Genomic DNA, 18,253 nt, shown 5'->3' with positions numbered 1-18,253 from the left:
ATTTAAAACAAAAAGTTAGCTGATAAATCGTTGTACTGATGTGCATTTTGTAACAAAGCTGTCACAAAGTTTATTTATGAATAAATATTTTGTGCTATCGGATATATTTTTTTTTACTTTGTTACCAGTTATTTTAATAGGGGTATTAAATAACTAACATTTAAGCCATCTGCGCTGTGCGGATGGCTTTCTTATTTCCCTTTTCAATCAGCAACAATATATTCTTTGGAAATGAGCGTGAAAAGCTCATCATTGTCAATTGATTCATCCTTACATTCGGTAAGCAATTGTTGAGCATCGGTGTAATTAAGCTGCCTGGCAACCATTATAAGCATATGGCATGATGTTATATTAATATGCTCAAGCAATTGCAGATACATCATAATATCCATATCCAGTAATACGGGGATAGTCTGTCCTTCGTCAAGGCAAAACTCATCTTTAACAATGGACTTTATGGGGTTACAGTTTTTATCAGACGGGGTTTCATTGATCAAAACATAAATCTCATCCATCCGGCGTATCTGCTTTTTGATATCATCCCAAAACTCCTGTATAGCTTGTTGCAATGCCATAAATGAGGCAAGGCTTTTCAAGTGTTTGAGGTGTTTGTCAAGGTAACATTTACCAAAATAAATTCTGTTCAGGTTGTGGACAAAGACTTGTTTCAATAAAACGGCATCCAATGTTTTAGGGGTATTACTGCTCATGACATAAAAATTAAAGTATGTAATTAAAGATGATGCTGTTAAAACGGTGGATCATATAGTCATCTATCAAACTTGCCTTAAAAAATAAGTAAGTTTTATTGTCGGCACAGATGTGCCCGGATAAATTAACTTTGCACAGTAATAACATACTACTATGAAATATAAATTAGGCGATTTTGTTCGGTTTGTTGATGAAAAAATGGAAGGTTTTGTTACCCGGATTATCGATGAGCAAATGATAGGCGTTACCGGCGACGACGATTTTGAGATTCCGGTACTTGCCAGCAAAGTAACTTACGTTCATGGTTACCAACCGGCAGGGACAATAAAAAGCAGCAGCACAACGGATGAAAAGCCTGTAACACCAGGTGAATTTGTAAAAAACGGCGTTTATATAGGTGTGGTTACTGACGCCAGGGCAAGCTCTGTTGTACATTTTCATTTAATCAATGAAACATCATTTCAACTACTGGCTACTTTAACAACTGATAAGCAACAGGTATTTAAAGGTGAATTTGCAGGGATCATAGCTCCTAAATCAACCGAAAATATTTACTCCGCCCAACTGGCCGATCTGCAGGTTTGGCCAAAGTTTATTTTCAGCGTTTTATTCAGTACCAAACAAAACGTTGAACCACCGGCGCCGTTGGCTCTACATGAAAAATTTAAGGCTAAGGATTTTTCGACCACTAAAAAGAACATTCCACTGCTTAACCAGGCTGGCTGGCTCATCAGGCTCGACGAGCCTGAGCTGGTTATTGATGCTCAAAAACTGAAGGAAAGCTTTTTTGAAAGCCCTACCGAAAAAATAGTGATTGAAAAGCCGGTTAGCGAAGTCGACCTGCATATAGAAAAACTGCGGGACGATTACCAGTTTTTAAACAACGCCGAGATTATGGAAATTCAGCTGGCCCATTTTCACAAAGCGCTGGATGCAGCTATTGTTCATCAATTACCCGATATTACTTTTATACACGGCGCAGGTAACGGCACACTGCGTAATGAGTTGCACAAACAATTGGGAAGGCATAAAAAAGTACAAACCTTTATGGATGCACGTAAAGAAAAATTTGGTTACGGCGCTACTAAGGTGTTGCTGAAGTAACAATTTACGATAGTGTCAGCCTTACGAAGGTTTGGGAACTTCGTAAGGCTGATTTCCTGGTTCCTATTTTTTCGAAAACCAAATTTCAAGGTTAGGCAGCTTTAAAGTTTGATGCGGTGATGCCGGATCATGTAGTTTTAAACTCACCGGGTAAAGCTTATTGGCCTCAAACATTAAAGGTTCAAGATCTTTTGTATAGATATTTTGCGGAATGCTGTGTGTGAGCGCAAAAGGGATATTCTTTTTAAAGTTGTTGAATACTTTTATCAGTAACTGGTTATTGCCAGGCATCAGTATCAAACTTATAACATGGCTTACATAGGCAGCCTTACCCGGATTATTATTGATCAGTAGCTGCTCACCATTCAGCAATACGATGATGCCATCACCACTGGTTATTTTAACCTGCGCATAAATCAGATCCTTGCCTGCGTTGATGTTTTGCAAAATGTAGTAAGCATTATCCATACCTGCCGGCAAATCAATAAGCTTACCGTTTCTGTAACTATCCATACGTTGCCATGGTTTATCAGTTTCATTTGTATATGGTTTGCTTATGTCAATTTTACCGGCGCTGCCGTTTAAGCCTCCTAAGCCTGCGGAGTATGGGCCGGTTATATATAATGGGCCCCATTTTATTTTAGCCGTATCAGGTTTATACTTCATCCTCCTATCGCTGTCGAGCTTGAGCGTGGTGGTTACATTGTTTACAGTTAGGTCAACAATGCTGCCTTTTTCTTCATCGGTAAATTGTATGGTAGGCAGGTACTTTCCGTTGTGTTTGGGCTTAATTGTCCAGCCTTGCTTTACCGTGCTTTGGTAATTGCTGTTGTAATCAATTCCTGATGAACTATAGTAATTATAGGCATTATGCTCGTTCAGTTTTATATGGTCATAACTACTGCTCAGGATATGAACAGGTTGCACTTTATAACCTTCGGCAATGTCAACAACTATAACTTTTATTTGCCTTTCACCGTCAAAATCTGCGGGTAAGGTTATCACGGCGGCATCAGTTACTTGCTTAAAGTTAAGAGATTGTTGTTCGCCCAAGACAGAAACCTTACTGATCTTGCCTTCCAGACCGGGCAAGGTGATCAGGCCGTCGGCCGGTACCGAGGTTACAAAAAGATAAAGCTTATTGGGTTTACTGGTTATATTACCCCAGTTAAATGCGGTAAAAAATGGATCGGCGTTTGTTCCATAAACAGCTTCAGCATTTTTAGAGAGCCAGGTGCCTATCTTCAATAAAACATCCCTTTCAAAACCAACCACTGAGCCATCGCCTTTAGGCCCGATATTGAGCAGGTAATTGCCTCCCCTGCTAATCACGCGGATCAGGCTTCCCAGTTTTTCTTTATACTTTTCGTCCTCGCTGCCGCGCTTTTGCCATGACCTGTAGCCCCAGGTTTCGTCAAAAAAGGAGGCGGGCGACTGCCAGGGCACCCCAATGGAATAATCCGGATACTGATTATCGCCCATAACGGCAAAATCGCCCTGATCATTACCCAAACGGCTGCTCACCATGCAGTCGGGCTGCAGGCGGTGTACCAGTTGATAAAGTTCCTTGCTTTGTTCAGGACTTTGCGACCCCATATCAAACCAAAGCTCAGATATAGTACCATAGTTTGACAGCAACTCGGTTACCTGTTTTTTGTTATACTCATGATGTTCGGGTGTTATATAATCAGAATTATGACTTGATATTGGTGATGCCTGCGGATAATGCCAGTCTATCAGCGAAAAATACAAACCAAACCTTAAACCATGCCTTTTACAGGCTTCTGACATTTCTCTTACTACATCACGTTTAAATGGAGTAGCGTCCACCACATTAAAATCGGTAGTTGCTGTTTTAAACATGCAAAATCCGTCGTGATGTTTTGAAGTGAGTACAACAGAGCGCATCCCTGCCGCTTTGGCCAGCAGGGCAATACTATCAGCACTCCAGTTTACCGGGTTAAAGTTTTTGGCCAGGTTGGCGTAAGTATCACTGTAAATACCGGCATGGGCCTGGATCTGCTCGCTTAAACCCCGGGTAACGGGCTTTCCATCCCAAACACCACCCAAAACTGAATAAATACCACCGAAATGGATAAACATGGAAAACTTCTGGTCCTGCCATTGCCTTACAGAAGATGAGGATGGCTGAGCAAATGCGAAATGAGTGCAAACTAATAACAATAACAGCGGACATATAATTTTCTTCATGGCGATAGATTCAATATCCCAAAGTGTAAAAAAGTAGTTAATAAACAAAAAAGTCACAGTTTAAAATTGCCTGTTGTAAACTAACAGTTGCACAATTATGCACACAAAACAACCCAATTTTACACTTTTACTAATAAACATGTTACATAATTGTGAAATCTACTTCTCAAATTGCATTTTTTTAATAAAAATATTATTTGCATCTTTGTAGCAACGCAACCCAAACCCTAATTCATAATGATAAAAATTCTCTTGCCCAATAGCAGGGGGGTCATTTAACCTTTAAAAAACGTAATGTCCGAGTCTATCCAAATTCAACCCAATATCCATTGTGAGCCTTGCAAAGCGTGTGGTGCACGTCCTGTAATTGATCAAACCCGTAAAGGTTTTGTGGTTACCTGCCCAACAAATAAAAAGCATTATGCAACTGCTCCCGGTATAGTAAATATTGATGAATGGAATAGGTTTAACAAAAAATCGCCGGTGCTTACAGGCACACCATATAAAAGTAAAGCCTCATAAAAGCTATTCCATAAAAGGAATATTTTAGTTTTGGGTATTTAATCAACAAAGCCTGCTTATGAGGATACAATGGGTTTAATTGTATTCATGTTATGCATATTGTAAATACTGAAAATGAACCTTCAAAAAAAAGGCACAGTTATACATTTTGTCCAAAATGTCAAACTAATACTGGCCAACGGATCCATAGGCCGGTACTGTTAAAACTATTGACATTTTGGCTACCGGTTAAAAGGTATTTTTGTTATAGCTGCAACAAAAAGTACCTGGTAATTGAAAAATACTTTTAACAGTACCAGCCCATTCACCTTACAAAAAGTGGAGTTGTTTGTTTACTGCCCGATTTGAGGTACTCGGTATAGCTTTTTTTAATGTAGCTCACCATATCATAGTCGCTCATCTTTTTAACCTTTTTAATATCAGGGTGATATTCGTTCATAAAGTTTTGAAGCGAATCGCCTTTGAGGTTGGTTATTGAACTTACTTTCTCTGGCGAAAAAAACCTGTCGACATACTCACCTTCCTCATCTTTCAGTAAAACCTTTTGCAACTTTGATTGAGGAGCCTTGTTTTTACCAAGCATATCAAGTACCGAAAGCAGGTTGATGCTTAAAATAGTGGCAGTACTTTTATCTGCATTTATATGATTGCTGGGTTTATTAATATCAAGATCATATGGATGTGCTATAAAGGCATCTTTTATGGTTGAACCGCGATAGGCAAAAGCAGAGGCAAACTCCCTCCTGTTCCGCAAAGAATCAGCCCTGGCGTTGCGCCTGCCCCTGATCTTAACTTCCCTTAAAACGGTTGCATCGGGCTCAATGTAACATCTTAAAGTATCATATTTTAAAAAACTTATTATAAGTCTAAAAGGCTTGTAGCCTATACTGGTAATCCTCAAAGTATCGCCGGGTTTTACCTTGGCCAACACGAATTTCCCTTCTGCACTGCTTATATTTTTTGACGTCGGTGTGCTTATAAATGCATTTGTAACCGGCAAATAAGTAGCTTTATCAATCACAATTCCTTTAACACGCTGAGCAAACAGATTTACTGACAAGAGCATCAATATTACTGCAAAGGTAAGTTTCAATGTTTTCATGACGGGTTCAGTTAACAGGTAAAGTAGGTTATCTAAATATAACACATAAATTATTAACCTGTACGCTTTTAACAAATATTAACACTAACCCGGATAATGAATCCGGATGTTGACTAATAATGCACAAAAACAACCAACATTATCCCTCACCAAACAAAGTAGTACCAATAATTATCGCATCATAAACTCAAAAATTTCGTCAAAGCTTTTATTCTTAAACTTTTGAAAGGTACCGTCGAATTTTTCACTCACCGGATTAAGCAGTTGAAAGCACAATTGCTTATCTTCATCACTTAGCACATTTACCATCATTCGCGCAACTTCAAGTACACGCACCTTGGCCTTACCCAGGGCATCCTCTCCCCTCGCGGTTAATTTCAAACGCTTAATACGTTTATCATCTATGTCTTCATACTCGGTTATAAGTTCACGTTTTTTGAGCCTGTTCAGCATATTGGTACCGCTCGATAGCTCGATGATATTATTATAGATAGCCTCAGATTTTATAGGGTTAACCTGGTTAAAGATGGTAACCAATATACCAAACTCTTCTATCTGATCAAGCCCCGTACCTTCAAGCGCTTTGTTTGAATATACCATATGGTACTTCCCTATCCGTCTTATTAAAATCATGAGCTTGCCATTAATTCCCGGCCTTAGTTGCCAGTCGGGTATCGCTTTCTTTTCATCTTTTGCCTTCGCCGTTAGCTGATGCCGAAAAAAATCATCCAGAGTACAACCGGGGTTTTGCTCTTCATAATCGCCCCAAAGTTTAACCAATTCAACTGTTTTATTCACTTGTTACTTCCTTTTGGTATCAAATTTAAAAAAAACGCATTCAATATTTGCTATTTACTTCCTTTTGGTATATTATTGCATAACATTACTACCATATGGTATATAATTCAAATAAAAATTTAATTACCACAACAAATGAATACATCAATCTTTTTACCGACACTATTAATACTGCACCTAACAGGGCTAACCATAATGGCTGGTACTACCATTGTTGATTTTACAATATTTAAAACCTTTTGGAAGCATTTTGATGAAGACACAGAAAAGTTAAAAGGCATACTAACGGGTACGTCTAAGTCGTCAAGACTGATTGGTATAGGTGCCGCTTTGCTGGTTATAACGGGTATTGGTATGATGGCCTTAACCCATGGCGTGTTTGGCGAGCAGTTATGGTTCAGAATAAAAATAGGGATTGTTGTTATGCTGATACTGAACGGGATATTTTTTGGCAGGAGGCAAGGCGAAAAGTTGCGAACGATTATTAATAAAGACAGCGCCCGCTTAACAGAACAGGTTGACCGGATCAAGACGAACCTCAATATCTTTTTTGCAGTGCAACTGGTGTTATTTTTCAGCATAGTTTTTTTAAGCGTTTTTAAATTTAGCTAATCGCCAAAAAAATGAAAAATCCACAAAACACAACAATTTATAAATTGATAATTGTAGGCGCAAACGGCGGTATCGGCAGGCAATGCGTTGAACAAGCTCTACAAGCCGGGCATATAGTTACAGCAATATTGCGAAACCCAGCCAAACTGACAACCGAACACCCCAACCTTAAAAAAGTAAGCGGGGATGTTATGCAACCCGGCACCTTTGAAAATCATTTTGAAAACCAGGATGCTGTAATTTCGGCAATAGGCGTGGCCGGTGGCTTCGGATCAGATAAACCCACAACTTTGTATTCGCAAGGTAATGCCCATATTTTAAAAGCGATGGAGCAAAAAGGTATAAAACGCATGTTCCTGATCTCGGCCAGTGCAATTGAAATAAGCCCCGTACTGCCATTTTATATCAGACTTATTGAAAAATATGTAGTTCAAAAACTACTGAAACACATGTACGCCGATTTGCATAAAATGGAGATCCTGGTAAAAAGCAATAACATTAGCTGGACTATCATTCGCCCGCCGCAGCTTACTAACCAGGCTGTTAGTGGCAAATATCGCATAGCTATTAATGCATTTCTTAAAAACTGCCTTAAAATATCGAGAGCCGATGTTGCGCACTTTATCATCAATAACATTGCTAACCAGGATACTTACCAGGCAACAGTTGAAATTGGATACTAACACTAAATCCCGCCAATGAAGCAGAAAAAAATGGGTGCTATTGCGACACAAAGACTGAATGAACATGATGCCCGGCTCATATATTCAATAGATTAGGATATTTTCCTTACCTGTTATAAGCTATAACTCCCCTGAAAAACTGGATTCCACCAAAAACTATTGCACCCCAAAATATGAAACCAATATGTGCAAGTGTTAATACGAGGCCGCCGACACACCACAACGCGCCGTAAAGCATATCTTTTTTTGCCCGTTCTTTATGCGCGTTATTAATCTGTTGATCAAGCTGCTGAACAATATAATCAGCGTTTCCTTCGTCGAGGCCCCGTGTCATTAATGCCGTTTTTACTTCGTAGGAATTTTGTCCGCCGACGAAAAGATTGGTGGCGTATTGATACATTTCGTTGATATCAACTGCTGTAGTAGTTTGGATGTTTTCTGACATGATAAGATTAGGATATTGATTTTGTTTTGCCTGAATTTCGTGGTGTAACAAAGCTATTTATTCTCCGGGAGATAAACAATGGCGAGATAAAACATTTCAATGACTGGCTTTAGCTAATATCCGCAAAACATACAAGATAAAGCGTGCGGCGATGGCACAGGACATGATAAATGGCCGGGACTTAAATAAAGGATGCCGAAAGTGTGCCAATAAGTAACCTAAACAGATAAAACACGAAACAGAAAGTAAACCCAAACCACTGACAGAATCTCAACTAACAGAATGAAAAACTGTACCTGCTGGAGAAAAAGGCGATAAACGCAACAAAAAAGCCCCTTAGATAAACTAAGAGGCTATATAATAGTGATCCCATTTGGATTCGAACCAAAGACCTACAGATTAGAAATCTGTTGCTCAACGTCTAAATGAGCTAACTGAGGCGGTTTTTTTCTTATTCGGGTACAAGTGCGCCACTTAATGCGCCAAATCAATGTACACTGAGCCAAAAATTGTTACTAAACCCAACTTATCTTATCGTTCTCACATCTCTTTTCACTTTAATGGAAAAAGATTCAGGGAGTACAACGGTAACCGTTTGAAAATTAAGATTTATCCAAACTACGCATCATCTATAAAGGAGAAAGACAGGTTGCTAAGGCAATTGTTATTTGAATTTAAAAAGTCACTGGAAACAGGCTGGAATCCTTTAATAGTTGATGAGCCAATTATTGAAATTAATGCAGAACCAATACCATCTCTTGAACAACTATTTTTAGAAGTTGAAGCAACAAAGCTATCCAGCCCTTTATCCGATAAGTATAAGAGAAACATAAAATCCATCGTAAAGCAGTTTTTAGCATTTTTAAGTACAGAAGAAAAATGTAGTCCACTTCAATCACTAAAGCTTAGCAGAATTGAGACCTTTCTCAATCAGTTCAAATCGTCTGCGACCAACTACATGAATATCCGTAGGATGTTGGGATTATTCTTTGCCGAATTTGAAAGGAAAAAATACATCACGGTTAATTTGATTCTAAATACTCCACGCTTAAAACCGAAAGCTGCCCTTCACAAGATTTATACAAAAGAACAATTAATTCCCCTGCTGGACTATCTTAAAAAATCAAATCCCGACTTATACTTGTGTTGTTTGTTATCGTATAGCTGCATGTTACGCCCACATATTGAAATCAGATTATTAAAAAAACGGCACTTTAATGATGATTTCTCAACCATTTCGTTATCCGGTGCAGAGAATAAAAGCGCTCGTGTAAGGGTGGTATCAGTCCCCAAATATCTTCAAACTATTATTGAAAATAGATTATCGAAAGTACAAGACCCCGAAACAAATATATTTACGTTAAGTAATCATGCTTTTAACGAATACTATTTTAACCTGATATGGACACGCCTAAAGTCTGATATGAGCAAAAATGGTTTGATACAATCAGAGCAAACCATTTATTCTTTTCGCCATACCGCTGCCATTGATGTGTATAATCGCACTAAGGACATTCACATACTACAACAACTTTTAGGGCATTCAACAATGATAGTGACGTTGAAGTATCTACGGGGTTTAGGTGAATTGAACAGCCAACAATTAAAGGATGTGTTACCAGTATTAGAGTTAGTTTAATTACCTCCCCCGAAAGCCCCCCACACAGTATCCCGTTACTCTCCGGGGCGGGCCCGGGCCGGGTGGTCCCCATTTGGGACTATCCAAGACAATCGAATCTACCGCCGAACCCTGAATTTGACTTTTTCAAAACATGACCGTTTTTGTAAAATTTTGAGAGTCGGTAAAAATTTTTTTACGCAAATTTTGTGAAAAAATTAAGCCTTCACAATAATGCCCTATTGCCCGCAATTAATTAATGACAATAGGGCTTACTTGTACTGCTTAGTAAATATACTTAGCCTGCAACAACGGGAAATTTGAAAACAGCCGTACCGTTGAGTTAGTTCTTATCAAACGCCCCCGGTGAACGCATTGTAATGAATCTCCCTCCACTTGTTCCAAGTGCAGCTTTTGTAATTCAGGATTGGCGAACGTTTTGAAAGAGAATCGGCGACCTTTATAGGTTACTTTTAAAGGTTCTGTTTCAAAATTATCGCACTCAATCATTAGTGTATCAGCTAAAAACTTATAATACATCGGCGGGTAAGTCATCGTGCCAACTACACAAAAATCTTTCCCTTCTAATTTATTTGAGCCGACAGCGTTACCAAAGTGTAGCGTATCATCAGGATTTTTGAAGTACTTTTTATATTCGTTAAATGTGATAACAGGTGAATCGCCGACCATTGTTGAAATTTTTTCGTGGTACTTGCTAAGTCCACTTTTAGAGCAACTTTTGGAAGTGTATTGTATGATAGTCCCCTGTAATTGAACGTTAGATATATCAATAACTTCCAGCCTATCCCCAAATACTTTTTCAAATAAGGTTTTTGAAGCGGTCGCATCTAAAAAAATTATTTTTTTATCGGTTGGCAGCTTACTCAGATGATTAACTTGGTAGTGTATGTACCCCTCTTGAAATGAAAAAGTTGACGATTGAAAAAATTTAAGTACGTTACTGTTGAAATGATTTGCCCGGACTATCTGCTTTAAAATGAAATGATAATCACCAAAGTTGGGGGTGCCGTGGATGTTTGAATCTTTAATAGTTAAAACATCCTCCCATACGCTGGTATCTAATCCCCTAAGCTTTAACTCGTTTACCACTATCGAAACGTCACTAACAGTAGTTGTCAACTGTTCAAACAATGAACCAAAAGTATTTTCATCAAATACATAGGTATCATGCGGGAAAGATTGGTAAACCATCCTTGTGTGGGTAGTGAATACGGTTAAGTCTGCATTAACATCCCTGATTAATTTATTTTTAACAAGATATTCCGATGCACAAACTATATCGTTAGCATCAGCAATGCCACTCTCAAATATTGAATAGCCCTTTGCCAAGTCCTTAATCAGAAAACTAACTACCTCACCTAAACCTGTTTGATATAACCTATTAAAGTGTGCTTTTACCGGTGCGCTAAAATTAACTAATGCTTCCGGCGTAACAACTTTTTCATCATTATCTAAGTTCGATGCCGTATAGTGTTCATCTTTCAACTTGTTGCTTGGAAAGCCGATTACTACACTTTTTTGATTTCTCCAATAAGAAGTTTTACCAAGCCCCGGCGGTACTTTAACCAAATATACCTTGTTCCCTTTTTCGGTGCGTATCCGCTCGTTCGCCTTTAATAGCTTAGCTTCGGCTTTCGGCAGCGTAAGCATATCAACTTGATATGATGGGTCAATCTCAACACGCCCTCGTTTTCTAAGCAATTCAGCAAACGTTTGGTCGGGATTATCTTGGTCTTCCTTGTAAGGTGAGTAATTGCCAATTAAGCAAGGTCGATAATTTCCCTGATTGCGTAACCATGAAATTTTATACCGCTTAACCTTAGCATATTCGGGGTTTCTGTCTAAACAGGTCTTGTACAATTTCTCACCGCCAACAATAGTTATTAAGTTGGATGCCATACATAGTAATTCCCGGTCGTTAAGTTTGGAACCTAAATCAGGAGTACCCCCGCCTTCGTAAAAAGTTTTGAATAACCTACATTTCAATAGGTCTTCCATCTTCCAATTATCAATTAAATCGCCGCCTGTCTTAGGTTCGACGAAAAAAGGGGGAATCTCGGTAATCCTATAAGTATATAAAGATGAATAACCATTATTTCCCGTTTTTTCAATATTATTAAAATTGAAAATTTTTCTACTTCTACCACCAGCTAAGGCATATTTTAGTTCGTTAGCTATTTCAAATAATTGAGCAGGATTAAAAGTTGAATCAGGAATTCCCCGGAATACTTTTTTGTTGGTTCCCGACCAAACCCTTGCTAAGTCCAAACATGAAATATCATTTTTACCATTGAAAACCACAGTGAACGCTTGAAGAATATCTAACGCAAGTTGTGAATCTCGCACTTCACCGTCACAAATAAATACCAAACGGAATCTTGGGTCAGTCTCCGTATGCCGATAGGTGTAATAGCCAAAAAGGTAATTCAAACCAAAATCCCGGCAAATATCGTTTGCTTCGTTTAGAGTGATGGTCTCGTCAAAGTCAAGCGCAAAAATAGTTTGCGTTATAAAATTATTTGTATGCCGTTTGTTTTGGTCATACACTTGGGCGGTAAATGGTTGTCCCCGCTCAATACATTCAATTAGTTTTTCATCCGATGTTTTGCAATGTGAGAATTTAAGTTTTGCTATCTCGTCATCGGTTGGTTTTACGTGAAAAGTCTTTTCACTCGTGGAGTAAATTAAATTCACTATTCATAAATCGTTGTTAAGTTCTCTTTAATGCTTCAATGAAGCGAAAGACGGCGGTAATAGTTCAGTGAACTTAACTTAGTAATACTATTTCCCGATTAGTCGTCTCTCTTTTAATACTTTAAGATGTATTTTTTCGATTTGTTTACCAGCGGAATTATTGCTGATTTCTCTTATTACAAAAATAATTCATTTAAAAAAAATTGCCACTTTTATTTTCAAATACATTCAAATTTGTAGTTTTAGAAGAACTTAGCCCTATCATTGCAATAACATGAAGAACTTTAAGGAAACTGCCAATTTTATATGGTCAATAGCTGACCTTCTCCGGGGCGATTATAAGCAAAGTGACTATGGCAAGGTTATACTACCGTTAACGGTACTGAGGCGTTTAGATTGCGTACTGGAAGGCACCAAAGTTGAGGTGCTTAAAAAGTATGAACAGGCTAAAACCATGAACATACAGAACATTGACCCAATACTAAATAAGGTAGCCGGATACAATTTTCACAACCGCAGCAATTTCACTTTCGATAAACTTGTTGCTGACCCTAACAACATTGCCGCCAACCTTATCGAATACATAAACGGGTTTTCTGCCGATGCCCGTGAGATAATTGAGCAATTTGAGTTTGAAAACCAAATTACCCGCATGGATAACAACAACCTGTTATTTATGGTGGTAAAACGTTTTCAGGAAATTGACCTACACCCAAAAAAGGTAAGTAGCATGGAAATGGGTTACTTGTTTGAAGAATTGATACGCAAATTTGCTGAAATTTCAAACGAGACAGCTGGTGAGCATTTTACGCCACGTGAAGTTATACGGTTAATGATTAACCTGCTTTTCCTGAATGACCGAGATATACTTACACAAAAAGGTATCGTAAAAACCATATACGATTGCTGTGCCGGGACGGGCGGTATGTTAAGCGTTGCCGAAGAATACCTGAATGAGTTGAACCCGGATGCCCGTTTAGAAGTGTTTGGTCAGGAGTTAAACCCGGAATCATACGCTATCTGTAAATCGGATATGTTGATTAAAGGACAAAACCCGGTTAATATAAAAAAGGGTAATAGTATATCTGATGACCACCTATCAACTGAAAAATTTGATTACCTGATTACCAACCCGCCGTTTGGTGTTAAGTGGGAAAAGATTGCTAAAAAGGTAAAAGCTGAACATGAAGAAAAAGGATTTGGCGGCAGGTTTGGTGCCGGGTTGCCATCCTCCGGGGATGGGTCTTTCCTGTTCTTGATGTCGCTTATATCAAAAATGAAGCCAGAAGGCTCACGGCTGGCTATCGTATTCAACGGTTCGCCAATGTTTTCGGGTAGTCCAAGTACAACGAAGAATGAATCAAGCATACGGCAGTGGATAATAGAAAATGACTTATTGGAAGCTATTATAGCCTTGCCTAACCAATTGTTTTATAATACCGGCATAAGTACCTATATATGGATACTATCCAACCATAAGTCAGCTAATCGCCGGGGGAAAGTACAACTAATTAATGCCGTGGACTTTTATAAAAAAATGAGTAAATCTCTTGGTGATAAACGTAACGAATTAAGCCCTGACCACATTACCGAAATCACTAAGGTGTATGGCGAATTTTTACCGACCGAAATCAGTAAAATTTTTGATAACCGGGACTTCGGCTATTCAAAAGTTACGGTTGAACGCCCTGAAAGGGATGCCAAAGGCAATATAAAAACCGACAAAAACGGCAAACCAAAAGCAGATAGTAGTTTACGAGATACAGAAAGTATCCCGTTGAAAGAAAACATAGAAGCTTACATAAAAAAAGAGGTATTACCTCACGTACCGGATGCATGGGTGGATGAAACTAAAACTAAAATTGGTTACGAAATTAACTTTACTAAATACTTCTACCAATATAAGCCGTTGAGGTCATTGGATGATATAAGGCGTGACATAATTGCCTTGGAGCAAGAAACTTTGGGATTAATCAACGAAGTAATTGCCTGATGGGAATGTATAATTATAAAGAATCAGGAATTGAGTGGATTGGTGAAGTTCCGCAACACTGGATTTTAAAAAAGGTCAAGCATACTACCTACGTAAAAGGAAGAATTGGTTGGCAAGGTCTTCGGTCGGAAGAATTTTTGGAAGTTGGCGACAGTTACGTAGTTACCGGTACAGATTTCAATGATGGACAAATTAATTGGACAACCTGTTATCAAATTACAAAAGCGAGGTATGACGAAGACCCTTACATCCAATTAAAGGAAAACGACTTGCTTATTACCAAAGACGGAACTATTGGAAAAATTGCATTGGTTAAAAATATCCCGTCTATCGCAACTTTAAATAGTGGGGTATTTGTAACAAGACCAATTAGCGGAGATTACATTACATCTTTTTTCTATTGGGTTTTGCAGTCAGATATTTTTACATCTTTTATTAACCACAATAAAAGCGGCTCAACCATATTGCATTTATATCAAAATGTTTTTAACGAGTTTAAGTTCCCTTGCCCATCAATTCCTGAACAACATAGTATTTCTCAATATCTCAATCATAAAACAGAGTTAATAGACAAACTAATAGGTGGCAAAGAAAAACTCCTTCAACTTCTTAATGAAGAGCGTATAACAACTATTACTCAATCAGTCACTAAGGGACTAAACTCAACTACAAAAATGATAAATAGCTGGGTTGAGTGGTTAGGAGAAATACCCGAGCATTGGACAGTAAAAAAAATTAAATATGTTGCCAATCTAAAAAGTGGAGATACAATCACATCCGAGTTTATCACCGAGGAAGGTGCTTATCCAGTATATGGAGGGAATGGGTTGAGAGGTTATTATGAGCGATACAACATGGATGGTGATTATATCCTCATAGGTAGGCAAGGTGCATTATGCGGTAATATTAATTATGCCTCAAATAAATTTTGGGCATCTGAACATGCTATTGTTTGTTATCTGAATAAAGAATATGATTGGATTTGGCTTGGCAACCTTTTAACCGTAATGAACTTGAATCAATATTCACAATCAGCAGCGCAACCGGGATTGGCGGTCGAAAAAATTAAGAATTTGTCAATACCTGTACCTAATTATGATGAACAGCGGAGAATTGGAGAATTTATAACGCAAGAATGCTACCGAATAGATAGATTAATGCAAAAGATAAAAAAAGAAGTTGAACATCTTAAAGAATACAAAACCGCATTAATATCAGAAGTGGTTACTGGCAAGGTTGACATAAGGGACGAAGTAAATGTTTTCTCATGACTAACCTTATCAACCGTGTTTACAGATTAATTGATGACTGTTGGATAAGCTTTACTTCAAAAGTTGGTGGCGGCGTAATAAATATAAACAAAGAGGCTTCGATGCAGTTGCAGTTCGCCTATATCCTAAATAATGCGTTTGATTTGATTATATACGCCCCTGACGAAAAGGTTTCACTTGAACTTGAAACCGGGATATCGGTCGATGGACGATGGAGAGAAGTCGACATTTTAATCTCTATGAAAAAAGACAATGAGTTTAAATATTTACCTATCGAAATGAAATGCTACAAAACGCTTGCTTCGTCAGGTAAGAAGCGTGGTGGTGCTGACCTTTTTATGAAAGACGTTTATGAAGATATTCATTTACTGGAAAAATATTCTTTAGGGGCGGGTCACTTATCAGGTATTCAATTAACTATGACCGACATGAAAAATTTGGTATCCCCTTTAAAGAAAATAACTAAAAATTGGGATTACGATATTTCTCATGGTTACTCAATAATCGGAGGCGTTGTAAAGACCACACCTATCGGCGGCAAACCTGTCAACATTAGCTTATTAAAGGATTATACTTTCAACTGGACTCAAATAAACAAATATTATTTCCTTAAACTTATCGCAAATTCCTAAACCCTTACAATGAAAAAAATATTAGGCGCACCTAAAAGTATCAGAGAATTATTTACTGGTGTAAAGTATAGCATCCATTACTACCAACGTGAGTATCAATGGGAAAGAAAGCAGATTGAAGAATTGATTGAAGACCTCACAGGAGAGTTTTTAGAGTATTATTCAGACGACCACGAACGTCAGGAAGTAGAAAAATATGGTCACTACTTTATGGGGTCTGTTGTACTTACCGAAGATGAAAATGCCATTATTGACGGTCAGCAAAGGCTTACGTCTTTAGCTTTATTGTTAATTTATCTGACCTTAAATCTTAAAGACGAACATGACAAAGCCGAAGTTTTAAACCTGATACATTCGCAGAAATACGGCAAAACCACATTCAATATTAATGTTGAAGAAAGGAATGAATGCTTAGAAAGCATCTTGGATGGTAAAGAATTTGAATTGAACAACCGCCCGGAAAGCGTAAAAAATATTTGGAATAGGTACAATGATATAAAAAGTTTAATGATTGATGCTGTAAGTGAACAAGCATTGCCTTACTTCAAAGATTGGATAATTGATAATGTGCAATTTATTCGTATTGAAGCCCAAACAGAACAGGATGCGCATAAGATTTTCGTATCAATGAATGACCGGGGGCTAAGTTTAACAGCAACAGAAATGTTAAAGGGCTATTTATTATCGGAAATAGCAGATGATAATGAAAGGCAAAAAGCAAATGAACTTTGGAAGAACAAAATATTAGAATTAAAGGCTTTAGGAAAAGAACAAGAAAGTGATTGCATAAAAACTTGGTTGAGGTCACAATATGCCGTTACAATCAGAGAGCGCAAAAAGAACGCACAACAAGGAGACTTTGATAAAATCAGCAACGCTTTTCACAAATGGGTGCGAGAAAATTCGTTGCACATAGGCTTACAGAGGTCAAACGATTTCAACAGATTTGTTCAAAAGGAATTTATCCTTTTCGCTGATACATATATTCGGATATTTAGGTATTCAAACAATCTGACTGCGGGCTTTGAACACGTATTTTACAACGCTAACCGAAACTTTACATTGCAGCCTTTATTAATTTTAGCTGCGATTACTCCAACTGATAGCAAGGAAACAGTTGATAAAAAAATCCGAACAGTATCTTGCTTTTTAGACCAGTTTATTTCAATCCGAATTTTCAATTTCAAAACATTGGATTACTCAGCCATGACTTATGCGATGTTTACCTACGCCAAAAAAGTACGGCGAAATACGTTGCCGGATTTATCAAAGTTCCTCACAAAGGAAATTGCTAACTATGAGTTCAAATTAAGCGGAATTAATAGTTTTAACTTAAATGGATGGACAAAGCGATACATGCTTCATCAATTAGCAAGGCTTACGCATTTCGTTGAAAAACAAAGCGGGCGTGACACCAAATTTGAGACTTATGTCGACCGTTGGATAAAAAATCCTTACGATATTGAACACGTTATTTCTGACCACTACAGAAGATATAAAGACGAATACGAATCCGAAGAAAGTTTTCAAAACCATAGAAACATGTTTGGCGCTTTAGTATTGCTGCCACAGGATATTAACCGAAGTTTAAATGATAGCAACTACGACAAGAAATTAGATAAATATTACAGTCAGAACTTACTTGCAGCATCTTTGAACGAAAAGACGTTTAAAAACAATCCACATTTTTTGAAATTCATTGAGGCTGGAAAATTAAAGATGGTAGCCGTACCATCTTTTAAGAAAGCGGTAATAAAAGAACGGCAATCAGTATATCTCGAATTAGCGAAGCTTATTTGGGATGTGAAAAAAATCAATGAATTTTCACTATAACGG

The 18,253-nt window shown here is 37.9% G+C and carries 15 protein-coding genes; 9 read left to right on the top strand and 6 right to left on the bottom strand.

Going from position 1 to position 18,253, the window contains the following annotated elements; genetic code table 11:
- Window positions 1-203: 203 nt before the first annotated feature.
- The gene (locus SNE26_RS02310) at window positions 204-710 is read right to left on the bottom strand and encodes a DUF892 family protein (RefSeq protein WP_321557766.1); all 507 of its coding nucleotides are present in this window, start codon (window positions 708-710) and stop codon (window positions 204-206) included.
- A 154-nt stretch (window positions 711-864) separates the two neighbouring features.
- On the opposite strand from SNE26_RS02310, the gene SNE26_RS02305 reads away from it, so the two are divergent.
- The gene (locus SNE26_RS02305; protein ID WP_321557765.1) at window positions 865-1,815 is read left to right on the top strand and encodes a Smr/MutS family protein; all 951 of its coding nucleotides are present in this window, start codon (window positions 865-867) and stop codon (window positions 1,813-1,815) included.
- 63 nt (window positions 1,816-1,878) lie between these two features.
- On the opposite strand, the gene SNE26_RS02300 is transcribed toward SNE26_RS02305, so the two are convergent.
- Window positions 1,879-4,026, bottom strand: a complete 2,148-nt coding sequence (locus SNE26_RS02300) for an alpha-L-fucosidase (RefSeq protein ID WP_321557764.1) — start codon at window positions 4,024-4,026, stop codon at window positions 1,879-1,881.
- 294 nt (window positions 4,027-4,320) lie between these two features.
- Between SNE26_RS02300 and SNE26_RS02295 the strand changes: the two genes are divergently transcribed.
- A complete protein-coding gene (locus SNE26_RS02295; protein ID WP_321557763.1) occupies window positions 4,321-4,548 on the top strand; it encodes a hypothetical protein in 228 nt (75 codons plus the stop codon).
- Window positions 4,549-4,852: 304 nt separating this feature from the next.
- Here the strand turns inward: SNE26_RS02295 and SNE26_RS02290 are convergent, their stop codons facing one another.
- The gene (locus tag SNE26_RS02290; RefSeq protein WP_321557762.1) at window positions 4,853-5,650 is read right to left on the bottom strand and encodes a carboxypeptidase-like regulatory domain-containing protein; all 798 of its coding nucleotides are present in this window, start codon (window positions 5,648-5,650) and stop codon (window positions 4,853-4,855) included.
- A 171-nt stretch (window positions 5,651-5,821) separates the two neighbouring features.
- The gene (locus tag SNE26_RS02285) at window positions 5,822-6,448 is read right to left on the bottom strand and encodes a hypothetical protein (protein WP_321557761.1); all 627 of its coding nucleotides are present in this window, start codon (window positions 6,446-6,448) and stop codon (window positions 5,822-5,824) included.
- Between the two features lie 135 nt (window positions 6,449-6,583).
- On the opposite strand from SNE26_RS02285, the gene SNE26_RS02280 reads away from it, so the two are divergent.
- Both SNE26_RS02280 and SNE26_RS02275 read left to right on the top strand, forming a co-directional pair.
- Window positions 6,584-7,060, top strand: a complete 477-nt coding sequence (locus SNE26_RS02280) for a hypothetical protein (protein ID WP_321557760.1) — start codon at window positions 6,584-6,586, stop codon at window positions 7,058-7,060.
- A gap of 11 nt (window positions 7,061-7,071) precedes the next feature.
- A complete protein-coding gene (locus SNE26_RS02275) occupies window positions 7,072-7,743 on the top strand; it encodes an NAD(P)H-binding protein (protein WP_321557759.1) in 672 nt (223 codons plus the stop codon).
- A 106-nt stretch (window positions 7,744-7,849) separates the two neighbouring features.
- Here SNE26_RS02275 and SNE26_RS02270 read toward each other — a convergent pair whose 3' ends face one another.
- Window positions 7,850-8,188, bottom strand: a complete 339-nt coding sequence (locus SNE26_RS02270; RefSeq protein WP_321557758.1) for a hypothetical protein — start codon at window positions 8,186-8,188, stop codon at window positions 7,850-7,852.
- A 490-nt stretch (window positions 8,189-8,678) separates the two neighbouring features.
- Between SNE26_RS02270 and SNE26_RS02265 the strand changes: the two genes are divergently transcribed.
- Window positions 8,679-9,827 (top strand): site-specific integrase, encoded by a 1,149-nt coding sequence (locus SNE26_RS02265; protein ID WP_321557757.1) that lies wholly within the window; start codon window positions 8,679-8,681, stop codon window positions 9,825-9,827.
- 264 nt (window positions 9,828-10,091) lie between these two features.
- On the opposite strand, the gene SNE26_RS02260 is transcribed toward SNE26_RS02265, so the two are convergent.
- On the bottom strand, window positions 10,092-12,521 hold the full coding sequence (locus tag SNE26_RS02260) for a hypothetical protein (RefSeq protein ID WP_321557756.1): 2,430 nt from the start codon (window positions 12,519-12,521) through the stop codon (window positions 10,092-10,094).
- 274 nt (window positions 12,522-12,795) lie between these two features.
- On the opposite strand from SNE26_RS02260, the gene SNE26_RS02255 reads away from it, so the two are divergent.
- From SNE26_RS02255 to SNE26_RS02240, 4 genes are read left to right on the top strand one after another with little or no spacing between them, the layout of a single operon-like run.
- On the top strand, window positions 12,796-14,514 hold the full coding sequence (locus SNE26_RS02255; protein WP_321557755.1) for a class I SAM-dependent DNA methyltransferase: 1,719 nt from the start codon (window positions 12,796-12,798) through the stop codon (window positions 14,512-14,514).
- Window positions 14,514-15,785, top strand: a complete 1,272-nt coding sequence (locus SNE26_RS02250; RefSeq protein WP_321557754.1) for a restriction endonuclease subunit S — start codon at window positions 14,514-14,516, stop codon at window positions 15,783-15,785. Before SNE26_RS02255 ends, SNE26_RS02250 begins: the two co-directional genes overlap by 1 nt.
- The gene (locus SNE26_RS02245; protein WP_321557753.1) at window positions 15,782-16,417 is read left to right on the top strand and encodes a hypothetical protein; all 636 of its coding nucleotides are present in this window, start codon (window positions 15,782-15,784) and stop codon (window positions 16,415-16,417) included. Before SNE26_RS02250 ends, SNE26_RS02245 begins: the two co-directional genes overlap by 4 nt.
- A gap of 9 nt (window positions 16,418-16,426) precedes the next feature.
- Entirely contained in the window at window positions 16,427-18,250 is a 1,824-nt protein-coding gene (locus SNE26_RS02240) for a DUF262 domain-containing protein (RefSeq protein ID WP_321557752.1), read from the top strand.
- Window positions 18,251-18,253: the final 3 nt, after the last annotated feature.

Source organism: Mucilaginibacter sp. cycad4, assembly GCF_034263275.1.
Classification (GTDB): Bacteria; Bacteroidota; Bacteroidia; order Sphingobacteriales; family Sphingobacteriaceae; genus Mucilaginibacter.
The sequence above is the reverse complement of the archived record's forward strand: the minus strand, read 5'-3'. Positions and strand labels throughout refer to the sequence as shown.

What these genes read in the sequence shown, in the direction of transcription:
- SNE26_RS02310 (WP_321557766.1), bottom strand. Translation starts at nt 710, where the DNA reads ATGAGCAGTAATACCCCTAAAACATTGGATGCCGTTTTATTGAAACAA.
- SNE26_RS02305 (WP_321557765.1), top strand. Translation starts at nt 865, where the DNA reads ATGAAATATAAATTAGGCGATTTTGTTCGGTTTGTTGATGAAAAAATG.
- SNE26_RS02300 (WP_321557764.1), bottom strand. Translation starts at nt 4,026, where the DNA reads ATGAAGAAAATTATATGTCCGCTGTTATTGTTATTAGTTTGCACTCAT.
- SNE26_RS02295 (WP_321557763.1), top strand. Translation starts at nt 4,321, where the DNA reads ATGTCCGAGTCTATCCAAATTCAACCCAATATCCATTGTGAGCCTTGC.
- SNE26_RS02290 (WP_321557762.1), bottom strand. Translation starts at nt 5,650, where the DNA reads ATGAAAACATTGAAACTTACCTTTGCAGTAATATTGATGCTCTTGTCA.
- SNE26_RS02280 (WP_321557760.1), top strand. Translation starts at nt 6,584, where the DNA reads ATGAATACATCAATCTTTTTACCGACACTATTAATACTGCACCTAACA.
- SNE26_RS02275 (WP_321557759.1), top strand. Translation starts at nt 7,072, where the DNA reads ATGAAAAATCCACAAAACACAACAATTTATAAATTGATAATTGTAGGC.
- SNE26_RS02270 (WP_321557758.1), bottom strand. Translation starts at nt 8,188, where the DNA reads ATGTCAGAAAACATCCAAACTACTACAGCAGTTGATATCAACGAAATG.
- SNE26_RS02265 (WP_321557757.1), top strand. Translation starts at nt 8,679, where the DNA reads ATGTACACTGAGCCAAAAATTGTTACTAAACCCAACTTATCTTATCGT.
- SNE26_RS02255 (WP_321557755.1), top strand. Translation starts at nt 12,796, where the DNA reads ATGAAGAACTTTAAGGAAACTGCCAATTTTATATGGTCAATAGCTGAC.
- SNE26_RS02250 (WP_321557754.1), top strand. Translation starts at nt 14,514, where the DNA reads ATGGGAATGTATAATTATAAAGAATCAGGAATTGAGTGGATTGGTGAA.
- SNE26_RS02245 (WP_321557753.1), top strand. Translation starts at nt 15,782, where the DNA reads ATGACTAACCTTATCAACCGTGTTTACAGATTAATTGATGACTGTTGG.
- SNE26_RS02240 (WP_321557752.1), top strand. Translation starts at nt 16,427, where the DNA reads ATGAAAAAAATATTAGGCGCACCTAAAAGTATCAGAGAATTATTTACT.